The following is a 24781-nucleotide window of genomic DNA, read 5'->3' as shown; positions in this document are numbered from 1 at the left end:
ACGATCATGGATATCAATGCCGCAAACCTGCGGGCGATCCACACCGGGCTGTCGACGGCGTTCAACACCCGGCTGAACAACACGACGACCTTCTACGGCCAGCTCGCCATGACGGCGAACTCCGTCACGGCGATGAACGAATATCCGCGCCTCGACGATCTGCCCGGGATGCGCGAATGGATCGGGGACCGTGTCGTCCACGACCTTTCGGCCCAGAGCTACATCATCCGGAACCGCAAGTTCGAGATGACGCTCGGCATCCTGCGCGATCAGATCGAGGACGATCAGATCGGCATGTTCACGCCGGTCGCATCCGAAATGGGACTTGCGGCGGCCGAGTTTCCCGATCAGCTGATCTTCCCGCTCTTCAAGGCGGGAGCGACGACGCGCTGTTACGATGGTCAGTATTTCTTCGATACCGATCATCCGGGCTACAGCGAGGGCGGCGGCGAGACGAGCGTCTCGAACTTCCAGGACGGACCCGGTCCCGCCTGGTACCTGATCGACGACAGCCGCGTCATCAAGCCGATGGTCTGGCAGAACCGCCGGGCTTTCCAGCTCGTCGCCAAGAACAGCCTCGACGACGACAACGTCTTCTGGCGTGACCAGTTCGTTTGGGGTGTCGACGGTCGCTGCAATGCCGGCTTCGGCCTCTGGCAGCTCGCCTACATGTCGAAGCAGCCGCTCAATGCCGAGAACTATCAGATCGCCCGCACGCGGATGAGCACGATCCGCAAGCGTTCCGGCCAGATCATCAACATTCTGCCTCGCAAGCTCCTCGTTCCGCCGACGCTCGAGACGGAAGGCCGCAGGCTGCTCGAGGCCGAGATGATCAATGGCGGCGACACCAACATCTGGAAGGGCACCGCCGAGCTCTCGGTCATTCCGCACCTCGGCTGATCACTTCCCTCCCTTCGCCTCCCAAGGCTGCCTGCCGGCGCGAATGCCGGCAGGGCTTGCCCGAACCGCCCAACCGGACGGTTCCGGTAAGTCCTGAAACGCCGAGGAACGCATCATGCAGGATATCCAGATCATCTGCCGGGCGCCTGGAATGCGCCGCTGCGGCATCGCTCACCCGGAGAGCGCGGTCTACCGCGCGGGCCGCTGGAGCGAGACCGAGCTCGAGCGGTTCCGCGCCGATCCGATGTTCGAGGTTCGCGAGGCGTCGCCGCATGGTCTTTCGATGGCCGCTGGCGCGAGCGAGGCCAATGCCGGCCCGCGTCCCGTTCCGCTGGTCGGCATCGATCCCACGGGTGCATCGGTCGGCCGGATCGAGTTCAGCTCCGCGCCGTCCGGGGCCGTGCTGTCCTACGCCGGCGCAGAGCTCTACCGCCGTGGCGGCCCCGACGAGCCGGATTTCATGGAGATCGACGTCACGACACAGATCGACATCGTGATCGTCAAGGCGGACGGAGAGCCCGTCTCGGCCGCGACGCTGGCGACCGTCGATCTCGCTCCCGCAGCTGGAATCGAAGCATCGGTATCCGTCGCGCCGGGCGCGTCCGCGAGCGACGAGGTGCTGCAGAATGGAGCTGGCCCGACCGAGCCGACCCAAGACGCCGTTCCCGCGACCGATGTCGATCGCCCGGCCAAGATCGCCGCAGCGGTCGGCGCACTCTCGGACGACGAGATGACCCAGGCCGGACGCCCGAAGCTCGCCGTGCTCGAGACCAAGCTCGGCTTTCGCCCGAACGCCGATGAGGTCGACGCGGCGCTGAAGACCCTTCGGCGCTGATCCATTGCCGGGCGGAGCAAGGTCCGTCGTCCTGCCCGGCATAAGGACCGGCCGCTCCTCCAGGCGGCCGGTCCCCAGGAATACCAACGGGCCCCGGCGTTCATGCCTTTCGAGAATGATGGCGCTGGCGCAGGCCCCGATGCGGAAGGGAGTGGATTGACCTCCGCAAACCCCATGCGGTCCGGGGCGCATGGGATTTCAGATTAAAGGACAATCGAGACCGTGGCTTACGCAACCGTCCAGGACATGATCGACCGGTTCGGCCAGACGGAGATGATCCGCCTGTCCGAGCCCGAGGATCGCACGGCCGAGGCGGTGAACCCGGCGAAGATCGAGCTGGCGATCGCCGATGCGGCCGCGCTCATCAACGACTATCTGCGCAAGCGCTACCGGGTGCCGCTCGTCGCCGTTCCGCTGAGCGTCACGCGTTCGGCCTGCGTTCTCGCCCGCTACGATCTCGCCCAGGGCGAGCGCACCAACCCGACCGAGGAGATGCGGCTTGCCCGCAAGGAAGTGATCGCCTGGCTCGAAGGGCTTTCCAAAGGCGAGATCGAACTCGACGGCGTGCCTTCAGGTTCGGGGCCGTCGCCGGCGAGTGGCGCGCGGGTGTCCGACCGCAGCCGGCCTTTCGATCATGACCGGATCATGGGGTAGGTTATGGATCTCTCGACCACGCCCATTCGAACGATCGAGCCGCTCCTCATCGAGAGGCTACGCCTCGTCTTCACTAAGCAGAAATTCTCCCTGGATCGCGTGCCGTCCGTCCTGACCATCAAGGAATTCGAGCGGATCGTCCGCCAGACCCCTTTCATCGGGCTCGCCTTCCTCTCCGTCGCGCCGAGCCGCAACTCCGGCCGCCAGATGCAGGCCGTGATGCGCTGGCGCCTCTTCCTCGTCGTGACGGCGACCCGCGATCTGCGGACCCGGTTTTCCGGTGATGCCCAGGATGTCGGTCTCGATCCCATGACGGACGCTGCGGCCGCCGCCCTGCAGGGCTGGTCGATCGACCGGATCGGCGACGTCGCGGTGACCGGCATCGAGGCCGTCTATGCGGACGGCTGGGCGGACGATGCGACCGTCGTCAACCAGGTCGATTTCGAGGTGTCCTATTCGGCCTCGTCCTCGATGCTGCGCCTCGCTGACCCGGGCGACTTCAAACGGCTCGCCGTCAGCTGGCCGACTGCAGGCGCCCCCGACCTCACCCGAAGCGAAATCATCAATGTCGGAGGCGACGATGGCGCAGACGTCTGAACACAAACCCGGGTCGTCAGGCGATCGCCTGTTCGCACCTACGCAGGGGCGGACCGTGCTTCTGCCCGATGGCCGCGACTGGCCGCGCGAGGAGAACGGAGATCCGGCGGCGTATCCGCTCGGGGAGTCCCGTTACCGGCGCCGCAGGCTGCGCGACCGCGATCTCGTCGAGGTCGACGCAAGCGGCAAGCCGATCGCCGACGCGGCTCCCGCCCCGGAGGGCGAGCACCAGGTCGGCGAGACGAAAGAGCCCGGAGCCGGCGCCCCGCCCGCCCGGAAGAGCGAGGCGAAGAAGGACTGATCGATGCTCGATTTTCAGGAAATCCCCTATGACTGGCTGGAGCCCGGCACCTATCTCGAGGTGAAGCCGAACTACAGCGATCTCGGTGTGCTGCCCTATCCCGTCCGCAATCTGATCGCCGCGCAGAAGCTGGCGACCGGAACGCTCGCACCCGGCCAGGTCGTCGAGATCACCCGTCCCGGTCAAGCCGAGGCGCTCTTCGGACGCGGCTCTCTCGGCGCGGAGATGATCGAGGCCTTCAAGGCCGCCAACCGGACGCAGCCCCTCTTCGTCACGGCGCTCGCCGATGCCGCCGGCAGCGTCAAGGCGACCGGAACGCTGACCTTCGCCGGCGCTCTGGCGGCCGCGACCGTCCTGCGCTTCAGGATCGCCGACCGCCCGGTCCGGATTACCGCGACGGCCGCCGACGATACCCTTGCCCTCGCCGTCAAGCTCGCCGCCGCGATCAATGCCGAGACGGATCTGATCGTCACCGCTGCGGCGGCCGCGTCCGTCGTCACGGTCACCAGCCGGCACGGCGGCGAAGTCGGCAACGACATCGACCTGCGCGTCGACGTGGAGGCCCAGCCCGTCCCGGCGGGTCTCTCCATCACGGTCGGCGAGATGGCGGGCGGTGCCGGCAATCCGGACATCACCGACGTTCTCGATCTGGTTGAGAACGACTGGTACACGGCGATCGGTCATCCTTGGTCGGATGCGACGAACATCGCTGCCTTCGAGGAGGATCTTCGCCGCCGCTACGAGGCGATGTCGAAGCTCGATTGTCATGGCTACGTCTTCAAGCGGGGGACCTACGGCCAGCTCTCCGCCTTCGGCGACCTCGCCAACTCGCCCTTCCTCACCTTCGGCGGTCTTTCCCGATCGCCGACGAGCTCGTGGGTCGCGTGCGCGAGCCTGATGGCGATCTGCTCGTTCCATCTCGCCAACGATCCGGCCCGGCAGCTGCGCAGTCTCGTTCTCAAAGGCGTCGGCTCGCCGGCGGGGGTCGACCAGTTCACGGAGACGGAGAACGACCTGCTTCTGCGCAAGGGCATCTCCACCTTCAAGCATCTGCCGGACGGCACCGTGACGATCAGCCGGATCGTCACGACCTACAAGGTGTCGAACCTCGGCGTGCCGGATCGTGCCTGGCTCGACATCATGGTGCCGGCGACGATGAGCCGGATCCGCTACGACTGGGCGGCCTATGTCTCGCTGCAGTATCCGCGCGCCAAGCTGATCGACGACGAGGACTCCGCCGCGTTCGTGGGCCGGGCCGACGAGGACGACGAGATCGGAACGTCCGTGGTCACGCCTCGCCGCATGAAGGGCACCTGGGCGGGCCGCTGCCGGCTCTATGCCGATCGCGTCTGGATCGAGCGCGTCGACGAGACGATCCGCCAGTCCGTCTTCGAGCGCGACGAGGCGGACAAGGATCGCATGAACGCCCGCCAGCCGGTCCAGATCGTCGGCAACCTCATGGTCCTCGCCGGCTCCCTCGAATTCCTCGCCTGATCGATAGCGCGAATCGCGGAGGCGGTTCGCGGCAGGCTCACACTTTAGGAGATAGCCCATGCAGACGCTCGGTCTGATCGACATCATCTGGCGCGGCCGCAACATCCCGATCAAGCGGGGCGGCAAGTTCAAGGTCGGCGGGATCCAGAACCAGGTCGTGACCTATGGCCGGAAGGTCGGCCGGTCCCAGGAGTATGTCGGCTCCGAGGTCACCGCGACCACGAACTTCGAGCGGGGCCAGCGGTTCGGCAACCTGTTCACCGAAGGCGAGGGCGAGCTGCAGGTGATCTGCGACACCGGCCAGACCTTCGTGATGAACGACGCCTTTCTGACCGAACGTCCCGAAATCACCGGCGGCGAGGACGGCCAGTTCGAACTGAAATGGGCGGCGTCGACGCCGGAAGAGATCCTCGCCTGACATTCCGCAACCCGGTTCGACGCCCGTTCGAACCGACTTCGAACCTCTATGAACGGACCCTTGAACCATGATCACCGACACCAGCTCCGCCACTCACGTGCAGATCGACATCGACGAAGACCAGGACGATGTCGTCGCCACCGAAGCCGTGGTCGACGAGGACGGCAAAGCCCCCGTCGTCTCCTCGAGCGAAGATGAAGACGTGATCGACGAGGACGCCGATCTCGATCCGTCCGATCGTCTCCCGAAGCGTGCGGTCCAGAACAGCGACGGGTCCGTGACGCTGCCGCTGCGCTTCCCGCGTACCCTCAAGACGAAGAAGGGCGGCAGGGTGCGTGAGCGTCAGTTCACCGATCTCGTCTTCCACCGGCTCACCGGTGCCGATCAGAGGGCGATCGCCGCAGCCAGCGCCGAGAGCCAGGACGTCACGGCGTTCGCTCGGTCCACGCGGCTCAATCAGGCCGTCATGAACGCCCTCTTCGACAAGATGGACATCGCTGACGTCGCCGATGGCGGGCGGGTCCTCAACAATTTTTTCGCGAGTGGGACGCGGACCCGGACTGGCAAGCCCGGCTCGGCGTAATCGCGGAGGCGAGCGGGTTCGCAGCCCGCGAACTGCTCGCCTTCACGCCCGACGACATCGCCTTCTGGTGGTCGGCCATCATGGGCGGACGGCTTCTGATGAGGGATGTGGAGTGACATGGCGAGATCGATGAACCTCGATGTTCTGGTTCGCCTCCGGGACCGCATGTCCGGTCCCATGCGCCGGCTGCGCAGCAACATTCAGTCCCTGTCGAATGTCGGCCGCCAGATCGGCTTCGTCGGGACTGCGATCGCCGCGATCTCCTTCATCGCTCCGATCCGGGAAGCCGCCGCGTTCGAGCAGCAGCTCCTCGACATCGCTGGCACGGCCGAGCTGACCGGCAAGGCGGCTTTCGACTTCGCGCGGACCGCAGGCCGCCAGTACGAAGATCTCGCTCTCAAGATCGGCCAGACCTCCGACATCATCGCCCAGGGCGCGGGCGGCATGATCGCCGCCGGCGTCGACGAGGGCGTGATCAATCGCAACATCGAGACGATCGGCAAGGCCGCGACGGCCGCCAATGCCGAGATGTCCGACATGACCGCCGTCGCGACGTCCCTCCTGAAGACCCTGAACGTCCCCGAGACCGCGCTCGAAGGCTCGATCGCCTCGCTCGTCGTCGCCGGCAAGGAAGGCGCGTTCGAGCTGAAAGACATGGCACGATACTTCCCGCAGCTGACCAGCCAGATGCGCAAGTTCGGCGTGACCGGCCGGGAGGCCGTCGACTTTCTCGGGCCCGCCCTTCAGATCGCCAAGACGGGCGCGGCCGACCCGTCCGTCGCCGCGAACAATCTCAACAATTTCCTCTCGAAGGCGCTCGCTCCGGTCACCCAGAAGGCGTTCAAGAGCATGGGCGTCGACATCCAGGCCGTGATGCTCGATGCGGCGACGAAGGGCATCAATCCGATCGAGGCGATGATCCAGAAGGTCGGCGTCCTCACCGGCGTATCCGAGAAGACGATCGGCACATATATGCGCCGGGCCGAGGCCCAGGGCATGAAGGGTGCGGATGCGCTCGGCTATGTGCGCGAGCAGCTCGAGGCGATCGGCGCGGCCGGATCGGTCGGCGAGTTGTTCGGCGACCAGCAGGTTCTGGATTTCATCGTGCCGTTCCTGGCCAGCGTCGACGAGTACAAGCGGATCAAGGGGGCGGTCTCCTCGGCTACCGGCGAGGTGATCGACGGCGATTACGAAACGCAGATGGCGGGGCTGAATCGCCAGCTGACGATCTTCGGCGAGATCGGGACGCAGGCGGTCCGCATCGTCGGGTTCGCCTTCGGGACCTGGTTGCCGGGGATCAACCAGCGACTGATGTCGATGCTCGCCTCTATCCGGGCGCTCGACGCATCGACCGGAGGCTGGGTCACCCAGGCGCTCGTCGCCGCCGGCGGAGCCGTGCTCCTGACCGGGGCGATCGGCGCGCTCGGGCTCGCGCTGCCGATCGTCATCGCAGGTCTTTCCGCGCTCGCCTCGCTCGCGGCCGTCGCCATCGGTCCGATCGGTCTCATCATCGGCGCGATCGCGCTCGGCGCGGCGCATGTCGCCCAGCACTGGGACCGCTACGGGCCACGCCTGATGCGCATGTGGGATCGAACCAGGCGCGGGTTCCAGACCTTCTCGCGCACCGTCCTCGACAACGGGCGCTCTCTCATGCGCTCCGGTCGTGAGCTCTACGATCGATATGGACCGGCCGTGCGGGCCGGGATCGGCCGCAGCTGGGAGCTTGCACGGCGGACGGCCGTTGCCGCCTGGTCGGCCATGCCGGACTTCTCCGTCATCACCGCGCGGCTCACCAGCTTCGAGACTATCCGAACGGCCGGTCTCGACGCGCTGTCCGGCGCGCTCGAGCGGTTGCGCGGATCGCGGGATTTCGCGCTGGCGTTCTTCGACGACTTCACCCGTGGCTTCTCCACCAGCTTTGCCGGCATCGACGTCTCCGGCGCCGACCTCGTCTCCGGTGCGCTGCGGCGCATGTCTGCCGTCCTCGAAATGCTACAGGGCGTCGGCCAGGGCGCGGTCGACCGGTTGAGCGTCATGCTCGAGACCGTCAAGCGTTTCTTCGCCGGTTTCGGCGGCGAGGCCGGCGCCATGGGGGAAGGGCTCGGCGAGGCGGTTCGCGACATCACGGCGCTCGCATCGAGCATCGGCGGTCTGATCGACGACATCCTGGCGATCGGCAACCTCGATCTCGGCATTGACTGGAAGGCCCTGTTCGGAGACGCGGCCGAAGGGATCGGCGCCTTCATCGGGCGAGAAATAGCTCAGTTCGGGAAGGACGTCGCCTCCGCAGCGCGCGAGCTGACGGCTCTGGTAGAAGCGGCCCGTTCGGCCGTTGCGCAGATCGTCGCGTTCTTCGCCGGGCTGTCCGACCGGATCATGTCGGCGATCGGTCCAATCGACTTCTTCGACAGGTTCAGGGACCCGGTCCCAGCCGTCCTCGCATGGTTCTCTGGCCTTCCGCGCCGGATTGGCGAAGCAATCGGCTCGATCAATCTTTCTGGCCTGATCGACTGGCCCTCACTTACCGCAGGTATGGGCGAGCCGCTCGCCTGGAATGACCTCCTGCCGGGTTCGATCGTCGAGACGGCGACCGATATCGGGGCGGCCGTAAAAATGGTCTCGGATGCAGTTCGATCTCTCTTCGACCTCGTCACGGGCATCGTCATGGACTGGACCGCGATCTTCCCGAGCGGGGTCGTCGGTGCGGCATCGGCCATCGCAGGGGCGATCAGCGCGGTTACGGGTGCCCTCAACGCGCTCGCGGAGCGGATCACCTCCATGCCGAGCCTCGGCAATCTTGGCGGTGCATTCGGCGGTGGTCTTCCGTCCGGAGGCGCTCTCGACATGCCGCAGTCGCCGGGTTCGATGATCGGAAACATGGCGAAGCCGCCAGCTGCGAATTCGAACGCGAAGCCGCCGGCCAACGCGAATGCACCCGCCGGTGCGCCGTCGCCCGAACGGCAGTCTTCGGCCGCGCCACTGCCGGCGACGAAGCTCACCCGGCAGTACGCGGCAGCCCAGCCGCCGAGCCGGGCGGACGTGTCGGGAACCATCCGCATCGCGGTCGAGGGGCCCGGTAAGGTCACCAGCGCCGAGTCCTCGAACAGCCGGATCGCCATGGCGCCGTCGCGCGGCCGCAGGAGCAATGTCGCGTGAGCTCCGATCTCCTCCCCGGTCTGATCGGTGCGTCCTATCGCGGCATCGGTTTCGACATGCCTGACACGCGATCCGAGGCCGGGCGCCGGATCCAAAGGCATCTGTTCCCCGGCCGCGACCAAGCCGCCTATGACGATTTCGGCAAGTCGCCGAACGTCGTCTCGATCGAGGGCGTCATCCTCGGCGACGACTACATCACCAAGGCCCACGCCCTCGAGGCGGCCTTCGCGGCTCCGGGATCGGCACGGCTGATGCATCCCTGGCTCGGCCCGATGCGTGTCATGATGCTGGAGCCGGGCGAGATCTCCTTCTCGTCACGCGAACTCAGGCTCGCGCGCATCACGGCGACGTTCGAGCGGATCGAGGCGGGCACCGCATCGCTCATCCGGCGGCTCTCCCTTCTTCCTGATCTGGCATCGGGTCTCGCCGCTGCCGCGACCACGCTGATCGAGGCCGCGTCGTCGAGCGCCCTCTCGGGGATCGGCAACAAGGCCGCGCAACGTTCGAGCCGGATCGTCACCCAGACCCTGGCTTCGGGATCCGGCCGCCGTGGCCCGCTGCGCATCGCTGCCGCAGCCTATCCTGGCGGCGCTACGGCCGAACGCTTTGCGGCGGGCGTGGCGACCATGACGTCTGCGGTTCTGGCGGCGACACCCGCGCTGACGGCAGGACCGGTGGGCCGGGCGGCGGAAGCGCCCGCACCGGCGCAGTCCCTGGATGCGAGGGACGCCCTGACCTTCTCGCTCGATCTTGCGGACGATCTCAACAGTGCGATCGATGCCGCGCCGGCCTCCACCGATCGCGCGATGCTGGCGGGCGCCTCCGGTCTCCTCCTGTCCGCCGTTGCCCGAACACTGCCCTACACCGCCTTCGACGTTCCGGACGCGGCCATGCTTGCGCGATCGCGCATCCTTGCGACATCCTCGAAGCTCGCCGACAGGTCGCAGGTCCAGGCGAGCGCGATCGCGCCGCAGACCCTGGACGTCGCCCGCCTTGCCGAGGATCTCGGCACCGAAGCCGCCCGTGACCTCAACGAGATCATCGGCCGCCTGCCGCGTCTCCTGATCGTCGAGCGGTCATACGAGACCGATGCATTCGCGCTGTCGCATCACCTCTACGGCGATGATCCGACGGGGGTGGAAGCCGGCTACGAGGACATCGTTGCCCGCAATCGGCCTCGACATCCCTCTCACATCAGGCCTGGTCGGATCGAGGCCGTGCGGCGATGAGTGTCTTTTCCGCCATCCCGTCGACCCGGGAACCCACGCGACGTGTCTCGATCGAGATCGAAGGGCATGACACGTTCGACGAGTTCGTTGCGGTCGAGATCACGCGCGACCTGAAAGACTTCGCCGGCAATTTCCAGGTCACGGCGCGCGATGCCGGGCGGTCTATGGCGACCTTCGACTTCGCCAGCCCGCCTCCGATCTTCTCCGTCCGCCCCGGCCCGACTGCACGGATCTCGATCGACGGCGAACTGGTGATGGTCGCCAAGATCGAGCGGGTGCGGCCGGAGATCGACGAGGAGCGCGCGGAGATCACGTTCTCCGGCCGCGACAAGGGCGGGAACATGGTCGACTGTGCGGCAGCGCCGCGTGGCCCTGGCGAGTTCCGGAACGTGAAGCTCGAGGACGCCGTCAGGCGGATCGCCGAGCCGTTTGGGATCGAGGTGGTCTGCGAGATCGATACCGGCCGATCGTTCGGCCGGTACCCTTTGGAGCTTGCGGAGACGGCGCTCTCGGCGATCGAGAAGGGCGCGCGGCAGCGCCATGCCCTCGTCATGTCGGACGGTACCGGCAAGGTGATCCTGACGCGCACGGGCGGACGGCGAGCGCCCGCCGCCCTCACGCTTCCCGGGAACATCAAGGCCTCATCGGCCGAGTTCTCCCATGAGAACCGCTATTCGGAAACGATCGTGCGCGGGCAGGGCGAGAAGGCCGGCGGCAAGCGGGCGGACCGCAACGCCGCGTTCGGTCTCGGCGACGATCCGGTGCCGCCCGAGGATCGTCGTCCCGGCACGGGCGAGGCGACCGAACGCGAGCGCGCCGGCACGGCCGTGGAAGGGACTGCGATCGACGAGGAGATCGAGGACTATCGTCCGATCGTCTTTCTCGCCAAGACGCAGGCCGACGATATCTCGGCAGCCGACGAGGCGGACTTCCGGATGCGGCAGCGGCGAGCCGAATCCGAAGAGCCGATCGTCACGGTGCGGGACTTCCGCGCCGGGCCTGAGAACCGGCTCTGGCGGGTGAACGAGATCGTCTCCTACAGCGATGCCTTCCAGCAGATCCACCGGGACATGCTGATCTCGCGAACAGTCATGCGCTACGACGAGGAGATCGCGACGGAGATCACGCTCTCCTCGCCCGAGGCGTTCGACCCGAAGCCGGTCGGTTCCCGCCGGACCGATATGAAGGAAGGCGCTGCTCGATCGAGATCTGCGAAGAGCCGGAAGCCGAAGGCCCCCGCCAAACCCCTCGACACCACAGCCAACGCTTTGTGAGGCCAAGGATGGAAAAGGACGTCTCCGACAAGATCCGGGGAATGATGCGCCGCTGTTCGATCCGCAATATCCGTGACGACGGCGAAGTGCAGACCTGCTCGGCCGAAGTCGCGAAAGGGGTCTGGCGCGACGATATCGAGATCATCCAGCCCTTCGGGTTCGCGGCCCATGTGCCCGAAGACGGAGCGCTCGGCCTGCTCCTCGCGCTCGGCGGCGACGAGGGCGACATGGTCATCCTGCCGGTCGCCAACCCCTCGAAGAGGATGGGCGGGCTCCAGCCCGGCGAGGTCGGGTTCTACAATGCGGGCGGGGATCGTGCCGTCATGACGGCGGGCGGCAATCTCGACATCAAGACGGGGGCCAGCGTGACCGTGAAGACGGCCCAGGCCGTCTCGATCGACGGCGGCGCTGCCGTGACGATCCGCGCGACCTCCGGAAAGCTCGAGTAGAGCCGCGACCATGCCGAAGATCGTCCGCCTCGGCGACACCTCGACCCATGGCGGGCACGTCGTTACCGCCGCCGACCGCTGGGAGTGCGAGGGTCTGCCCATCGCACGCAAGACCGACATCCTCGACTGTCCGATCCACGGCCGCCAACCGATCGTTGAGGGGTCGGCTGTCTGGCAGGTCGAAGGCCAGCCTGTGGCCCGCGAGGGTGATCGTGCAGCCTGCGGAGCTGTGCTGGTTTCGGGAGCTGAGAAATGGATGAGCGGCTGATCTTAGCGCACTACGAAATTGCGGTTGTCGAACAGTGGAACATCGTTCAATGTGGAGCTTATCCCCTGATCAGCACTACTCTTCTTCCACGCGGTATGTCGCGCCGCAGCCCGCTTCATGATCCTCTTCGTTTTGCGATCTACTTCTTCCTCCTCGGGATCAGCCACGAAGCAGAACGAAAGCATTTCGTCTACTGGATTATTCAGCTCCTCACGTGAGGATCGCCGCCGCTTACCTCTGTTTCGAAGCTCGATCATCCGTATCCGGAGCCAGAATAATCTGGTTCGTTCGTTCTTTTGCTGCGCGGTTAATCCTCCCCATTTGCCATCGGATCGGACGCCGGCACACCAAGAGTGATATTGAGCCACAAGGTCGTTTTGCAGTTGGAAATAGAAGAGTTCACGCGAGTTCTTCTCGGCCGACTTCGCCGCCCATAAGGACGCAAGCGCCGCCGAGAATGCGCCCAAACCGCTGGCAGCGGTCGCGAACGCCGTGATCATCATCCAAAATGTATCATCCTCCATATCCCACCTCCCTTGGCGGGCCTGAGAGGACCCGCGCGCGCGCGCTAATCCGGCAGGGTCACCAACGGACCCGCCCATGTTCCTCGATATCGCCCTTCGCTACGATCCACAAACCCGCAACTGCGACCTCGCGCTCGGCGCCGACATGGATCTGGTGATCGACGAGACGCCGGCGACCCCCATGCTGCTCTCGGTCTATCTCGATCGCCGTGCGGAGCCGGACGACGTCCTCCCCCAGGGCCGCTCGCCCTTCCTGTCCCCCGACACCTTGAACGAGCGGCGCGGTTCGGCCGGTGATGCTCTGGATCCGGCCGGACAACTTGCCGGATCGCATCTCTGGCTGCACGAGCGCGACAAGCAGACCGAGGAGACGCGCCTGCTCTACGCCTGGCGCCTTGCCGAATGCCTCGCCTGGGCCGGACGGGAGCTGGGAAGCGAGGCGGAGATCGAGGTCGACTGGCTGCGGCCGAACGTCCTCGGCTGGCGGGCCTTTATCGATGGCACGACGCTGTCCGGATCGGCGAGGTTCGCCTGATGGCCTGGCCGATCCCCTCCGCCAGGACGATCGCCGAGCGGATCGCGACCCGGCTCGAGAGTGCCATCGCCACGGCTCGAGGCAAAGCGGGTCTCGCCGTCGACGCTCTCGCCCTGTCGCGGGCCGTGCGGTCCGAGAAGGGCAATCTCGCTCATATCACGCGAGCCATCGCGCCCGAGGTCCGGGCGACGCATGACCACCTCGCATGGTGGGGGCGGCAGTATTTCCCCGATACGGCCGAGGAGGAATTCGTCGTTCGCCACGGCGACATCCACGGCATCCTGCCGCGCCCCGCCACGCGCGCGATCGGCCGCGTCGACATCGAGGGCGTCGCCGGCACAGCGTTGCCAGCCGGCCTCGAACTCGCCAGCTCGGACGGCACGCTCTACGCGACGACGGAAGCGGCCGCGATCGGCGCGAACGGATCCGTCAGCATCCGCGTCGCGGCGAGTGCGACTGGCCCCGGTGGGAATCTCGAAGCCGGGATCCGCCTCGCCACCGTCCTGCCACGTCCGGACGTCTCGCGGATCACAGTTGACCCGGACGGTCTGGCGGGCGGAGCGAGCGAAGCGGACTGGCGTGAGCTGCAGGCGGCCGTCATCGCCCATCTGCGTCAGCGGCCCCATGGCGGTGCCGGGTTCGACTATCCGACCTGGCTCGCCGCAGCCTTCCCGGTGCGAGCGGTCAAGGTCTATCCCGACTGGATCGGCCGGGGCTCGGTCGGGGTCGCGGTGGTGATGGAGGACGATGCGCAAGGGCGCGCGCCGACAGAAGCCGAACTCGAAGCCCAGCTGATCTATCTCGGACGGCCGAACACGGCCGAAGGCGTGCGGCCGGTAACGGCTCACGTGGTCACGCTCGCTGCCGAGCCCCGGACGATCAGCCCGAGGATCCGCCTCCGGCCCGATACGATCGCGACCCGCGCGGCCGTCGAAGAAGCGTGGCAACGTTTCGTCGCGACGATCGGGGATGCGGAGGACGAGGGGAACGTCTCGCCGATCGGCGCGATCATCGAGCCGTCGCGTATCTCCGAGGCGATCTCGGCCGCGAACGGGGAATACGGCCACGATCTCCTCTCCCCGAGCCTGCGCGTCGCGCTCGATCGCCTCGAATTTCCGGTCGCGGGCGAGATCGACTTCGCCGAGGCGGTCCTATGAGCCGGGCCGTTCAAACCGTTCTTCAAAGCCTCGTCAAACGCCTTCATCCCGGGTTCGCGCTTGCCAAGCGGGGCGGTCTCATCGACGCGGTCCTCGAGGGCGTCGCAGCGCCGATCGCGATCGTCGAGCGCGAGGCCGAGGAGATGATGGACGAGATCGATCCCCGGCTCGCCGTCCGCTTCCTGCCGGATTTCGAGCGCGTGCTGGGGCCCGACCCTTGTGGACGGGATCTCGATCCTCTCTCTCTCGATGAGCGCCAGCGGATCGCCTACCAGCGCTGGACGGCCGCCGGCGGGCAGTCGCTGCCGTACCTCATCTCGGTCGCTGCCAAGCTGGGCATGCGGATCGAGATCGAGGAATACTGGCCCTCGGTCGCCGGCGGCCTCGAGGCGGGCGAGGAGCTCGTCGGCGACGGCGAGCAGTTCGTGTGGCTGGTCAAGCTCGCGCAGACAGAGACGATCCTCTTCGAGGCAGGCGCGGCCGAGGCCGGCGATCCCCTCGGACGCCTGATCCTGTCGGGCATCGAATGCGAGCTGCGCCGGATCGCGCACAGCCACACAGTCCCCGTCTTTTCCTACACGCTCGAGGAGGCCGCCTGATGGATCGGGTCAACGGCGCGAACACAGTCGATATCGGTGGCGGCCGCCGGGGCTTCCGCAGTCAGAACAGGGCGGCAGGCCTCGCCGGAACCGAAGTTACGGCGACCTGGCTGAACGATGTCCAGGAGAACCTTGCCTACGTCATCGAGAGCGCCGGCTTCGAACTCACGCCCGGCGACTGGACACTTCTCGACCGGGCCATCGATCGTAACTTCTCTGCGCGCACGATCGCCACCGGGGCCGGCCTTTCCGGCGGCGGCGACCTTTCTGCCAACCGAACGATCGCGACCGACTGGTCGACGCTCAACGGCGCGGCTGGGACCTTCGGGGACAACGACGAGCTGAACCTTCGCAAGAGCGGCAGCCAGTGGAGCTTCCGGCTCTGGCAGCTGCGGGACTGGTTGGCCGGGTTCTTCGTCCGCAAGTCCGGCGATGTGATGTCCGGTCCGTTGGTCGTCGCAGAGAGCATCGCCGCCAAATCCAACACGGTCGATCGCTACGGCTTCGTGGAGTTCGTGAAATCGGACGGCGTTCGCGGTGCGTATCTCGGTTGGGGCTGGGGTCCGGACAAAACCATCGAGTTCAAGTCGGAAGACGCCAAATATCTGAGCTTCAACGACTGGAGCCAGGTCTACGTCGGCGGCAAGCTCTTCGTGAAGCAGGGAGCCAGCCCCGACAGCGCCAATCAACCTTCCGGCGATTGGGCTCAGGTTGTCTACCACGCATCCAACGCGGCCGGAAAAAACGGACTGCTCGTCAAGAACAACTGGCGCGGCGCAGGGTCGACTGGATTCGAAGTCGGAAGCGATCTCGTCGGTGGCGACTATCTCTCCTTCCTGAAAATTCGTGGGGATGGCGCGGTCGGTATCGGCGTCACGGAACCTCAGCACAGACTGGATGTGCACGGGAACATTCGGGCCAAGGATGGAGGATTGTTCCTCAGCGAGAACTTTGCGTTTTTGAACAGGCAGTCTGGCGCAAACGGGGGACTGGATCTTGTCCAGACCGGCAGCGGCTCGATTAGAATAGACGGCGGAAGCAATCTTCTGCGTGACGGCAACATCATCTGGCACGCAGGCAATCACGGTCCGCTCTCCGGCCTCTCGGCGCAGTATTGGGGAGATGTTCAGCGACCGACGAATTTCGGCCGCGGACGCGGCCAGGTGCCGATCGAATACACTGACTGCAACAGCTTCTGGACGATCGGTGAGGTTCGCTTCATCAGCATCGGAGGCTCTCTCAACTGTCCGCCCGGAGCGATCGATCACGGTTATCTGGCGTGCATCGGTGGCGGCGACGTCAACGTGCGCGGTTTCCAGGTCTTCGGCGACTCCACTGGTCGCTTCTGGACGCGCGAGTTCAACAGCCCTTGGCGGCGCGTCGTAAATGCCGACGAGCTGGCGACGGATGCGCAACGCGGGATCATCTCGCTCCTCGACGTGCGAGACGCGACCCCGGGGCGGCTGATCGGCATCCAAGTTCTAACCGCATCCGGCACTTATGTTCCCACCGCCGGGACAAGGAGCGTCGACGTCAAGCTCGTCGGCGGCGGTGGAGGCGGCGGCGGATCGGCTGCGACGAACGCCGATCAGGTGTCAGCCGGATCGGGCGGCGGCGGAGGCGGCTTCGCCCGAAAGCGCATCACCAATGGTTTCGCCGGAGTGCCGGTAACGGTCGGCGCGGCCGGTCTGGGCGCGCAGAGCAGCGGAGGCGGTAGCGGCGGATCAAGTTCGTTCGGTTCGATCCTCTCGGCGACGGGTGGTCAGGGCGGCTTCTTCGGCAATGCGGCGGCCCCGACGACCTCCGCGCCCAACGGTGGGGCGATCGGTGGGCGCGGCTCGGGCGGGGATGTGAACGGAGACGGGGGCTTCGGGCTCTACGGCTTCTACGCCACGTCGCCCGTCTCGGGACCGGGCGGAGCAAGCGCCTTCGGTGCCGGCGCCTATTATTCGTCCCAAACCTCAGGCGGTAACTCTGCCTTCTCGCCGGGCTCAGGTGGCGGCGGCGGCTGTGCAGCGCCAGGCACCTCGATCAACACGAGCGGCGGAGACGGCGCTCCCGGCCGCGTCATCGTCAGGGAGTATGCGTAATGGACGGTACGGAAGATCAGGACGCCCCCGTGCCCCGCGAAGGGCGATGGGCTCTTATCGTGGACGGGATCGTGCGCGAGATCGTCACGCTGGACCCGGTCGGACGCTTCCACTCGGATCTGGAGTTTGTGGAGGTCGGCGAGGACGTCGATCTGGGGTGGGTCGCCGAGGACGGCGTGATCACTGCGCCTCGCGTCCCAGCTGTCGATCTGGTTGCGGTGATGGCGTCGGCCGTCGAGGCGATCGGCAGGCTCGCATCGGATTATCGCCAGCGTCTTTCGGGTGCATCCGACCCCTACAAGGCCGCGATCTACAACCAGCGCGCAGGCTATGGCCGGCAGATCCTTGCCGGCACGGCCAGCGAGGCGATGATCGAGACCGCGCGAGCCGAATGCCTGCGCCTCGCCTCGCTCGATCTCGAAGACGCCCGTGCGCAAGGGCTCGTCGCCGGCGAGGAGGATATGCCCGACCCGCAGGCCATGGCGGGCGTCTGGCTGGCGCTCGACGAGCGGCTCGCAATGCTCGCGGCCGAGATCGATCGCCGCGAGACGAACGCGGTGCTGGCGATCGGCCGACGCCGCACGGCGGACGGCATCGCCGAGGCGCTGGCGATCGCGCGCGGGGAGATCGAGACCTGGGCGGCCGGGGTGGCGCGATGAGCCGATTTACCGGTCCGCTGGCCGTCACGTTCCTATCGGCAAAAACCGGCCTCGCCTCGCTCGATCAACCTTTGATCTGGGAGGTCGGCGAGGAGGGATCGGGCAAGGAGGTCGTCATTCCGCGCGGCGTCGTCAGCGACGGCGTGACGAGCCCCCGGATCATCTGGTGGCTGGTGCCGCCCTGGGGCAGCAAGGCGACCCGCCCGGCCATGCTGCACGATTTCGGGATCTGCCTCATCAAGATGGGCGAGCCCCATACGCACATGCCGACCCGCAAGGCGGTCGACCACGAGTTCTGGCTCGCCTTGCAGGCCTGCGGGATCGGGCCGATCGCGGCAGCGATCATGTGGATGGGCGTGCGATCCTGGTCGCTCTTGCGCTCGATCTTCGACCGGATGCGGCGGGACGAATAGGCGGCCGACGGGCCGGGCGAACCCGGCGCGGAGCACAAGTCATTTCATCGAGGAACGTCGATGCGACCCTTTACAATACCTGACGACTGCGCCTGCATAGGGCGATCCTATGCAGTTACGGATTTGTGGAACGTGCTTCGATTAAAAAATTCGGATTTGGTGGCGGCTGTAGCCTTCATCGTCGGCGCAGCTTCGGAATGGCGCGTGTTTTGCCAAGTGATGAATAGTGGTTACGCGGCACCCCATGCCATTTCTAACGAGAACAAAGCGCAATTTTTAAATGCTTTGAGAGAACTTCGAGAAGCATCCGCTGAGATGGAAATGGTCGCGTGCCACGCTGCGGCGAAGCGAGCTTTCGACTTCTGTTTTGAACTACTAGCTCGCCCAATGGCATATGGTTCGCATGAACTAGGTAAAATGGCGACACAAGCGGAGCTTGTCGCGAACAGCTTTCGGGATGAGATGCAGGCCCGTATGGTCTTCGTCATTCCCGGGCGCCATGCTTCTCTGTACGACGTGAATGCGCCTTTTGGCGAAGCTGTGGAAGACGCTTTCCCATCCGCTTCGATCGACATCCAGGAGGCTGGAAACTGTATCGCGCTTGGACGGTGGACCGCAGCAGTGATGCATCTGATGCGGGCTTTAGAAGTTGGCCTCGCGGCAATGGCCGAGCATTTTTCCGTTGGTCCTGCTGAAAACTGGAACAAGGTCTTAAACCAGCTTGAAGCTGCCTTGAGAGCTTCTGATAGGGCAACGGTTGGCGCTGAGGGGGAGCAATGGGCTGCTGAAGCCGGAACTCATTTTCGTTTCATAAAGAACGCCTGGCGCAACCACGCAATGCATGCTCGTGAGCGCTATGACGAAGAAAGAGCGGTCGCCATCTATTCCAATGCCAAATCATTCATGCAGCATCTAGCCGTGAAAATGGTGGAGGATGGCGGAGTACCGCCCGAAGATCGTTCAAATGTCCGTTGATGCGCCTTCGAAGCCCGCTTCGGCCAGTCTCGTTTACTGCCAAACCCAGTGACAAAAAAGACAAACCCAGTGGCGCGCTACACGCGCTACACCGAGTTTGCGTATTGTTCAACGAGACGTCTGGTAGGCCCGGAGGGACTCGAACCCCCAACCAGGCGGTTATGAGCCGCCGGCTCTAACCAATTGAGCTACAGGCCCGACGGGCCATCGCCTAAACCAATATGGCGGGGCGGACAAGAGCGGTGGTCGCTGGTGGGTCGTCAGGGTCCCCGGGCGTCGTGCGCCGCCGAAAGAGTGGCGGAGGGTGGTGCTGGTGGGGAGGCGGTCTCTGGCTCGCGCGTCGTGCCATGGGGCCGTCCGGCCGACCGTTCGGCAGCGACGCTCTTCTGATAGCCGCCCCACCATTCGATCCATTGGGCGATCAGGATCTGGATGCCGATGCCGATGCCGATCAGCGTGGTGTCGAACAGGACATGCTCCTCGCCGCCGAACTTGATCGTCTGGCAGACGAGCGAGAGGAGGGTGCCGCAGGCAAAGACCGGAAGGGAATGGCGGCCCATGGCGGCGATCACGTTCTCGCGCCGGATGTCGGCGAAGGGCGATCCGGGCGATGCGTTGGCGAAAACGTAGACGAGCGCGAGGACATGCAGGACCCTCGGGACCGCCGCGAAGGTCTTGTCGAAGCTCGTCAGCGGACCGGGGATCCCGAGATCGAAGATCAGGGACCACAGGCCGTAATGCACGATGACGAAGGACACCAGAAGATAGCCGAGCGCGAGAGCGAACAGCCAGGGTCTGTAGGGAACTGAGGGAAGGCCCGCGGTCTTGCGCAGCCCGGCATAGAGCCCCACCGCGAAGATGACCTGCCAGGCGAGCGGGTTAAAGAACCAGCCGCCCGGATTGGGAAAGGCGGGAATGTTCAGGTTGAAGGTCCAGGTCACCGCCCAGAACGCGATGGATGCGCCGAGCATCAGCTCGCGACTGATCGAGGCGAGCCACAGATGGATCGGCATGATGAGAAGCAGCGCGATATACATCGGCAGGATGTTCACATAGCCGAACTGATGGCCGAAGCTGGCGAGCCCGAAAAAGGCCTCCAGAGGCTCGGTCGACAGCGCGTTCAGGTTCATGCGCCACATCAGCCGGCCCTCGCCGAAGGCCAGAGCCGCCCAGGCGAAGAGGCCGATGGTCAGCATGGTCAGCGTCATCTGGACGAGAAACAGGGTTCCCGCGCGCCGATAGGCCTTCAGGGAAGCGAACAGGCGGTAGCCGCCGAGAAACGGCCGCCCATAAGCGAAGGCGGCCGCGAAACCGGCCAGGAACACGAAGAGCTCGGCGGCGTCCGAGAAGCCGAAATTGCGCGAGGTGTAGCGCTCCCAGACCGTGCCCGGGACGTGATTGACGAAGATCATCATCAGCGCGATGCCGCGCCAGAAATCGACGCGGTTGTCGCGGCTGGTCTGCGACTTGGGTGCAATGATTGCCATGAATGTCAGTGAGCCGCCGGCGAGGGGGGACGTTTGGTCGTCGCATCGGGGCTGGACGAACCGATCGCCGCGGTCTTCGCCGTCGGCTCGTCCTCGATGTCGGAGAGTCTGCCGTGCCAGGCCCCGGCGGCGAGGATCACGGGGTCGGGATCGGTCTCGAAGGGTGTGGAGAAGAGACCGAGGCGGCGGGTGACGTCGCCGAGACGCGGGCTCGCCGTCGCCTTGATGAGAACCGGCGCCAGAACGAGGGGCACGGCGATCGGCAGCGTCCAGAGGAACACGGCCGGTGCGTAGACATAGGAGGTGTAGAGGACGGCCGCGCCGGCCGCGACCATCCACCAGCTCGCGGAGAACGCCGCCTCGAACGGCAGGCCCTGATCCTCGCGATCGGTCGCCGGCCAGCCGGAATCGGCGCCGATGAGGATCTCGCCGATCGCCTTCGACTGCATCATCATGGTCACCGGTGCGAGCAGCGAGGTGAGAACGAGTTCGGCGAGTGAACTCGCCACGACCCGAAACGGGCCTCCGAACGCGTCCCTGCGGCGCGAGATCGCCGTTCCGAGCGTGATCAGGATCTTGGGAAGGAGAAGCAGGACGACGATGCCGAAGAGAAGGCCGAGCGCCTTCTGGGTCTCCGGCTTCGGGAAGACGGGGAACAGGGAATCGGCCGGGAAATAGTCGGGCTCGGGCGCGATGATCGGATCGATGAGGCTGACGACGAGGAACATCAGCCAGATCGGTGAGGCGAGATAGGCCATGATGCCGGCCATGAGCTGCACCCGGTTCCACATCTTCAGTCCCCGGGCGGGCAGAAGCCGTCCGTGCTGGAGATTGCCCTGGCACCAGCGCCGGTCCCGCTTGGCGTATTCGATGACGTTCGACGGCGCCTCCTCGAAGGAGCCCCCGAGATCGGGATCGACGCGCACGGCGTAGCCGGCGCGGGCGAGAAGTGCCGCCTCCACATAGTCGTGGCTGAGGATGTGGCCGCCGAAGGGGGGCTTTCCCGACAATCCCGGAAGCCCGCAATGGGCGGCGAAGACCCGGGTGCGGATCATCGCGTTATGGCCCCAGAACGGACCCTCGCGTCCCTGAAGGGCGGCGAGCCCGCGCGAGAAGACCGGCGAGAATACGGCGGCGGAAAATTGCAGGGCACGGCCGAAGATGGTGCGGCGATTGATGATCAGGGGCTGCGACTGCAGGAGCGCCAGATCGGACTGGTCGTCCATCCGCGCGACCATTTCGAGGATCGTGGCCGGCGCCATCAGGCTGTCGGCGTCGAGCACGAGCATATAGGGATAGGCGCCGCCATGATTGGTGACGAAATCGGCGATGTTTCCCGCCTTGCGGCCGACATTGTTCTCCCGGTGCCGGTAGAAGAGATGGCCGGCGAGCTTCAGCTTGCGCAAAAGCGTGCGATGGCCGCGCTCCTCGGCCGCCACATGATCGGCCTTGGTCGAATCGCTGAGCACGTAGAAATGGAAGGCGGGCAGCCGATCGAGCGCGCGCAGGCCCTCGGCCATGGCGCCGACCCGTGCATAGACCGCCCGAACGTCCTCGTTGTAGACGGGCACGAGGATCGCGGTCACGCTGCGCGGTTCGTAGTCGACGCGCAGCGAGCGGCGCTTCGCCTTGAGGGCGGCGGCGATGCCGAAGCAGGCCGTCATGAAGCCCCAGGCGAGCCAGCCGCAGCAGATAAGAAGAAGCGATGTCTGGACGAGATGGAGATCCGTCGTCCCGTTCGCCGAAATGATCGTGAAGAACAGGAATGCGGCGACGAGGGACAGAAGCACGGCGCTCGCGACGAAGCCGAGGCGAAGAAAGGCGATCAAGGGGTCGATTACTCCCGGCTGCGAAACGGCATCCGCGCCGACGAGAAGGCCGGGCGAGGGAACCCGATCTGCGCTCGTCCGGCGCGCGGACACGATGTCCCTATGATACCGGGCGGCCAATTCCCATCGACCCTCGGTCCAAAAGTCCCATGTCGCGAGGATAGCCCAAATCGCGGCGAAATTCGAAGCGGCATATTTTTAAACGACGAAAAGGCGTTGCCCGGATCATCCGGCGCATACGCCTTTCGAGAATGGACCGGGATGCAGGGCCCCGGTCGTCCGGACCGTTTTCAGGCCGATTGATTGCTCGCGGAAGCCGCGCGGCCGAAGAGGCCCGACCACCATGCCGACAGGGACGGCGCGGCGAGCTCCTGCACCGGCATGGTCAGGCGATCGGACGGGGCCGGAAATTCGGTCGTCTGGAGAATGTCGAGTGCCCAGGCTTCGCCGCGGCGTGCATCGGAGATCACCTTGTCCACGGGAAGGCTCAAGCCGGCCTCGCGCAGACGGCGCTGGATCGCCCGATAGGTATCGACATTGTCGAGCCCGTTTCGCGTCAGAACGAGTTCTGCCGGCGAAAGAGCGAGGTTTGCAGAATTCTGAGTGTCGTTCACGAGTCTCTGGTCCACTGATAGATCCAAGTTTCGCTTATATTGCGACGCAGCATCCTAAGGACAACTTTCAACTCGACAGGTCGTTCCTCAAGTTTTTCAAGTTCCAGCGAAACCCGCCATCCGCCGCCCGGCAGACGCGACACCGTGCTGTTGACCAGACGGCCCGCCGAGGTGACCTCGATATTGGGCTCGATCTCGGCATCGTCGGGAAGTTCGGCGGCTGGACCGCCGACGAAGTTCACAACGAACCGGCGCGTGGTCTGTTCCTCGCCGGTCGCCGCCGCATTGCCGCCGATGCCGACGAGCGTTTCGGCGACGCGGGCACGATCCTGGGGCGGCTCGACATCGAGACCCCAATACATGCGGTAGTCGAATTCCATCATGCCGCCGGCCTCGGCCGGCTGCTCGGGAATCCAGAAGGCGACGATGTTGTCGTTGTATTCGGCGTCGGTCGGGATCTCGACGAGTTCGATGACGCCCTTGCCCCAGTCGCCCATCGGTTCGATCATCAGGGACGGGCGCAGCTCGTAATGGGCCTCGGTATCCTGGTAGCTCCCGAAGGATCGGTCGCGCTGCAGGAGGCCGAACCGGCGCGGATTGGTCTCGCCGATGAAGGACAGGGAGAGATCCCTCGGATTCTGCAGCGGGCGCCAGACCTGCTCGCCGTCAGCCCGCTCGATGAACAGGCCGTCGCTGTCGTGGACTTCGGGCCGGAAGTCCTCGTGATCGGGATGATCGTTCTCGCCGAAGGTGTACATCGAGGTCAGAGGGGCGATGCCGAGCCGGGCGATGGACGTGCGGAAATAGAGCCGGGTGCGACAGGTCATGACCGTCTGCGGACCGGGCTTGATGATGAACTCGTAGGCTCCGGTGACGCTCGGGCTGTCGAGTTCCGCCATCAGGCGGATCTCATGCTCGCCCGGTTGCGGTCGGTCGATGTAGAAGGCGGTGAAGCGGGGGAATTCCTCCGTCTCGTCGGCCACGGCCGTGTTCACGGCAAGGCCCCGGGCCGAAAGACCGTAGCGCGTGCCCATGCCGAGCGCCCGGAAATAGCTGGCGCCGAGGAAGGTCACCAGTTCGTCGAAATAGTCCGGCCGCTGCATCGGTGCGTGGATGCGGAAGCCGGCGACGCCGGGGAAGGAGATGCCCGCGAAGTCCTCGCGGTTGAGGGGCGGGCGGTAGTCGAAGTCGCTCGCCTGGAACACGTGCGGTTCGTAGACGCCGTCGCGGCCGATCGCGATCGTGGCGGTGTCGTCGAACACCCAGCCCGGATAGAAGGCCTGCAGATGGAAGTCGACCGGATCGGCGCGCCAGAGGGCGTGATCGGGCCGGTACTGGATCGCCCGATGGGCGTCGTAATCCAGATTGCGGACGACCTCCGGCAGCTCGCTCTGCGGCTCCTCGTAGGGCTTGGCGGCCTTCTCCTGCATCAGCTGGCTGAGGCGATCGAAGGTCAGCGGGGCACTTGGCGCGGGGCTCCCGCCCTCGGCGGCAGCGGCAGGAGCAGCCTGCTCCTGCGCATGGGCACCGAGATTCGAAAGGGCTGGAAGGATCAGCGCGGCAAAGCCACCGCCAAGCGCGCGCCGGCGGGAGAGGTTCAGGGAATTACGCAACGAAGACCTACGGTCGAGAACTGGAATCCGCTGCAGATGATAATACCGAATTGTGACCGGCGGAAGTCGCATGCCGCACAATGCAGCCCTGCTTTGGATGCAGGGGCGATCACATGTTCGAAACCGTC

Annotated in this window: 25 protein-coding genes and 1 tRNA gene; 20 read left to right on the top strand and 6 right to left on the bottom strand. The window is 65.6% G+C overall.

What is annotated here, in order from left to right; genetic code table 11:
• Window positions 1-6: 6 nt before the first annotated feature.
• From DYI37_RS11425 to DYI37_RS11365, 13 genes are all read left to right on the top strand, one after another.
• On the top strand, window positions 7-900 hold the full coding sequence (locus DYI37_RS11425; RefSeq protein WP_116683340.1) for a Mu-like prophage major head subunit gpT family protein: 894 nt from the start codon (window positions 7-9) through the stop codon (window positions 898-900).
• 115 nt (window positions 901-1015) lie between these two features.
• Window positions 1016-1735 carry a hypothetical protein gene (locus DYI37_RS11420; RefSeq protein WP_116683339.1) on the top strand — a complete coding sequence of 240 codons (720 nt, stop codon included), beginning with the start codon at window positions 1016-1018 and terminating at the stop codon, window positions 1733-1735.
• A gap of 222 nt (window positions 1736-1957) precedes the next feature.
• Entirely contained in the window at window positions 1958-2389 is a 432-nt protein-coding gene (locus tag DYI37_RS11415; protein ID WP_245413878.1) for a gp436 family protein, read from the top strand.
• Between the two features lie 3 nt (window positions 2390-2392).
• Window positions 2393-2986, top strand: coding sequence for a hypothetical protein (locus DYI37_RS11410; RefSeq protein ID WP_116683337.1), 594 nt, complete (start codon window positions 2393-2395; stop codon window positions 2984-2986).
• Window positions 2987-3041: 55 nt separating this feature from the next.
• On the top strand, window positions 3042-3287 hold the full coding sequence (locus tag DYI37_RS11405) for a hypothetical protein (RefSeq protein WP_210209332.1): 246 nt from the start codon (window positions 3042-3044) through the stop codon (window positions 3285-3287).
• A 3-nt stretch (window positions 3288-3290) separates the two neighbouring features.
• Window positions 3291-4781 (top strand): phage tail sheath subtilisin-like domain-containing protein, encoded by a 1491-nt coding sequence (locus DYI37_RS11400; protein WP_116683335.1) that lies wholly within the window; start codon window positions 3291-3293, stop codon window positions 4779-4781.
• A 58-nt stretch (window positions 4782-4839) separates the two neighbouring features.
• Window positions 4840-5199 carry a phage tail tube protein gene (locus tag DYI37_RS11395; protein ID WP_116683334.1) on the top strand — a complete coding sequence of 120 codons (360 nt, stop codon included), beginning with the start codon at window positions 4840-4842 and terminating at the stop codon, window positions 5197-5199.
• Between the two features lie 67 nt (window positions 5200-5266).
• Window positions 5267-5782, top strand: coding sequence for a hypothetical protein (locus tag DYI37_RS11390; protein ID WP_116683333.1), 516 nt, complete (start codon window positions 5267-5269; stop codon window positions 5780-5782).
• Window positions 5783-5899: 117 nt separating this feature from the next.
• Window positions 5900-8938, top strand: coding sequence for a phage tail tape measure protein (locus DYI37_RS11385; protein ID WP_158555156.1), 3039 nt, complete (start codon window positions 5900-5902; stop codon window positions 8936-8938).
• A complete protein-coding gene (locus DYI37_RS11380) occupies window positions 8935-10167 on the top strand; it encodes a DNA circularization N-terminal domain-containing protein (protein ID WP_116683331.1) in 1233 nt (410 codons plus the stop codon). Before DYI37_RS11385 ends, DYI37_RS11380 begins: the two co-directional genes overlap by 4 nt.
• On the top strand, window positions 10164-11441 hold the full coding sequence (locus DYI37_RS11375; RefSeq protein WP_116683330.1) for a phage baseplate assembly protein: 1278 nt from the start codon (window positions 10164-10166) through the stop codon (window positions 11439-11441). Before DYI37_RS11380 ends, DYI37_RS11375 begins: the two co-directional genes overlap by 4 nt.
• 8 nt (window positions 11442-11449) lie before the next feature.
• On the top strand, window positions 11450-11890 hold the full coding sequence (locus DYI37_RS11370) for a phage baseplate assembly protein domain-containing protein (RefSeq protein ID WP_116683329.1): 441 nt from the start codon (window positions 11450-11452) through the stop codon (window positions 11888-11890).
• Between the two features lie 10 nt (window positions 11891-11900).
• Window positions 11901-12158, top strand: a complete 258-nt coding sequence (locus DYI37_RS11365; protein WP_116683328.1) for a PAAR domain-containing protein — start codon at window positions 11901-11903, stop codon at window positions 12156-12158.
• Between the two features lie 2 nt (window positions 12159-12160).
• On the opposite strand, the gene DYI37_RS11360 is transcribed toward DYI37_RS11365, so the two are convergent.
• Window positions 12161-12682 (bottom strand): hypothetical protein, encoded by a 522-nt coding sequence (locus DYI37_RS11360; RefSeq protein WP_147307913.1) that lies wholly within the window; start codon window positions 12680-12682, stop codon window positions 12161-12163.
• A gap of 76 nt (window positions 12683-12758) precedes the next feature.
• On the opposite strand from DYI37_RS11360, the gene DYI37_RS11355 reads away from it, so the two are divergent.
• From DYI37_RS11355 to DYI37_RS19785, 7 genes are read left to right on the top strand one after another with little or no spacing between them, the layout of a single operon-like run.
• A complete protein-coding gene (locus DYI37_RS11355; RefSeq protein WP_116683326.1) occupies window positions 12759-13217 on the top strand; it encodes a phage GP46 family protein in 459 nt (152 codons plus the stop codon).
• A complete protein-coding gene (locus tag DYI37_RS11350; RefSeq protein WP_116683325.1) occupies window positions 13217-14374 on the top strand; it encodes a baseplate J/gp47 family protein in 1158 nt (385 codons plus the stop codon). The genes DYI37_RS11355 and DYI37_RS11350 overlap by 1 nt, the downstream gene beginning before the upstream one ends.
• The gene (locus DYI37_RS11345) at window positions 14371-14973 is read left to right on the top strand and encodes a putative phage tail protein (RefSeq protein ID WP_116683324.1); all 603 of its coding nucleotides are present in this window, start codon (window positions 14371-14373) and stop codon (window positions 14971-14973) included. Before DYI37_RS11350 ends, DYI37_RS11345 begins: the two co-directional genes overlap by 4 nt.
• Window positions 14973-17063, top strand: coding sequence for a glycine-rich domain-containing protein (locus tag DYI37_RS11340; RefSeq protein WP_116683323.1), 2091 nt, complete (start codon window positions 14973-14975; stop codon window positions 17061-17063). Before DYI37_RS11345 ends, DYI37_RS11340 begins: the two co-directional genes overlap by 1 nt.
• The gene (locus DYI37_RS20010; protein WP_158555155.1) at window positions 17063-17722 is read left to right on the top strand and encodes a hypothetical protein; all 660 of its coding nucleotides are present in this window, start codon (window positions 17063-17065) and stop codon (window positions 17720-17722) included. Before DYI37_RS11340 ends, DYI37_RS20010 begins: the two co-directional genes overlap by 1 nt.
• The gene (locus tag DYI37_RS20005) at window positions 17719-18135 is read left to right on the top strand and encodes a DUF1353 domain-containing protein (RefSeq protein WP_116683321.1); all 417 of its coding nucleotides are present in this window, start codon (window positions 17719-17721) and stop codon (window positions 18133-18135) included. The genes DYI37_RS20010 and DYI37_RS20005 overlap by 4 nt, the downstream gene beginning before the upstream one ends.
• A gap of 60 nt (window positions 18136-18195) precedes the next feature.
• Entirely contained in the window at window positions 18196-19110 is a 915-nt protein-coding gene (locus tag DYI37_RS19785) for a hypothetical protein (protein WP_147307912.1), read from the top strand.
• 121 nt (window positions 19111-19231) lie between these two features.
• Here DYI37_RS19785 and DYI37_RS11320 read toward each other — a convergent pair.
• The 5 genes from DYI37_RS11320 to DYI37_RS11300 all read right to left on the bottom strand — a co-directional run bounded on the left by DYI37_RS11320 (window position 19232) and on the right by DYI37_RS11300 (window position 24653).
• Window positions 19232-19308, bottom strand: a tRNA-Ile gene (locus DYI37_RS11320).
• Between the two features lie 62 nt (window positions 19309-19370).
• On the bottom strand, window positions 19371-20597 hold the full coding sequence (locus DYI37_RS11315; RefSeq protein WP_116683319.1) for an OpgC family protein: 1227 nt from the start codon (window positions 20595-20597) through the stop codon (window positions 19371-19373).
• A 5-nt stretch (window positions 20598-20602) separates the two neighbouring features.
• A complete protein-coding gene (mdoH, locus tag DYI37_RS11310) occupies window positions 20603-22426 on the bottom strand; it encodes a glucans biosynthesis glucosyltransferase MdoH (RefSeq protein WP_116683520.1) in 1824 nt (607 codons plus the stop codon).
• A 290-nt stretch (window positions 22427-22716) separates the two neighbouring features.
• Window positions 22717-23040 (bottom strand): hypothetical protein, encoded by a 324-nt coding sequence (locus DYI37_RS11305; RefSeq protein WP_116683318.1) that lies wholly within the window; start codon window positions 23038-23040, stop codon window positions 22717-22719.
• Window positions 23037-24653 (bottom strand): OpgD/OpgG family glucan biosynthesis protein, encoded by a 1617-nt coding sequence (locus DYI37_RS11300; RefSeq protein WP_245413877.1) that lies wholly within the window; start codon window positions 24651-24653, stop codon window positions 23037-23039. Before DYI37_RS11300 ends, DYI37_RS11305 begins: the two co-directional genes overlap by 4 nt.
• Between the last annotated feature and the right edge of the window lie 128 nt (window positions 24654-24781).

Origin of the sequence: Fulvimarina endophytica (assembly GCF_003403015.1) — a bacterium.
Classification (GTDB): Bacteria; Pseudomonadota; Alphaproteobacteria; order Rhizobiales; family Rhizobiaceae; genus Fulvimarina; species Fulvimarina endophytica.
This window is presented reverse-complemented; position numbering and strand designations above follow the sequence as displayed.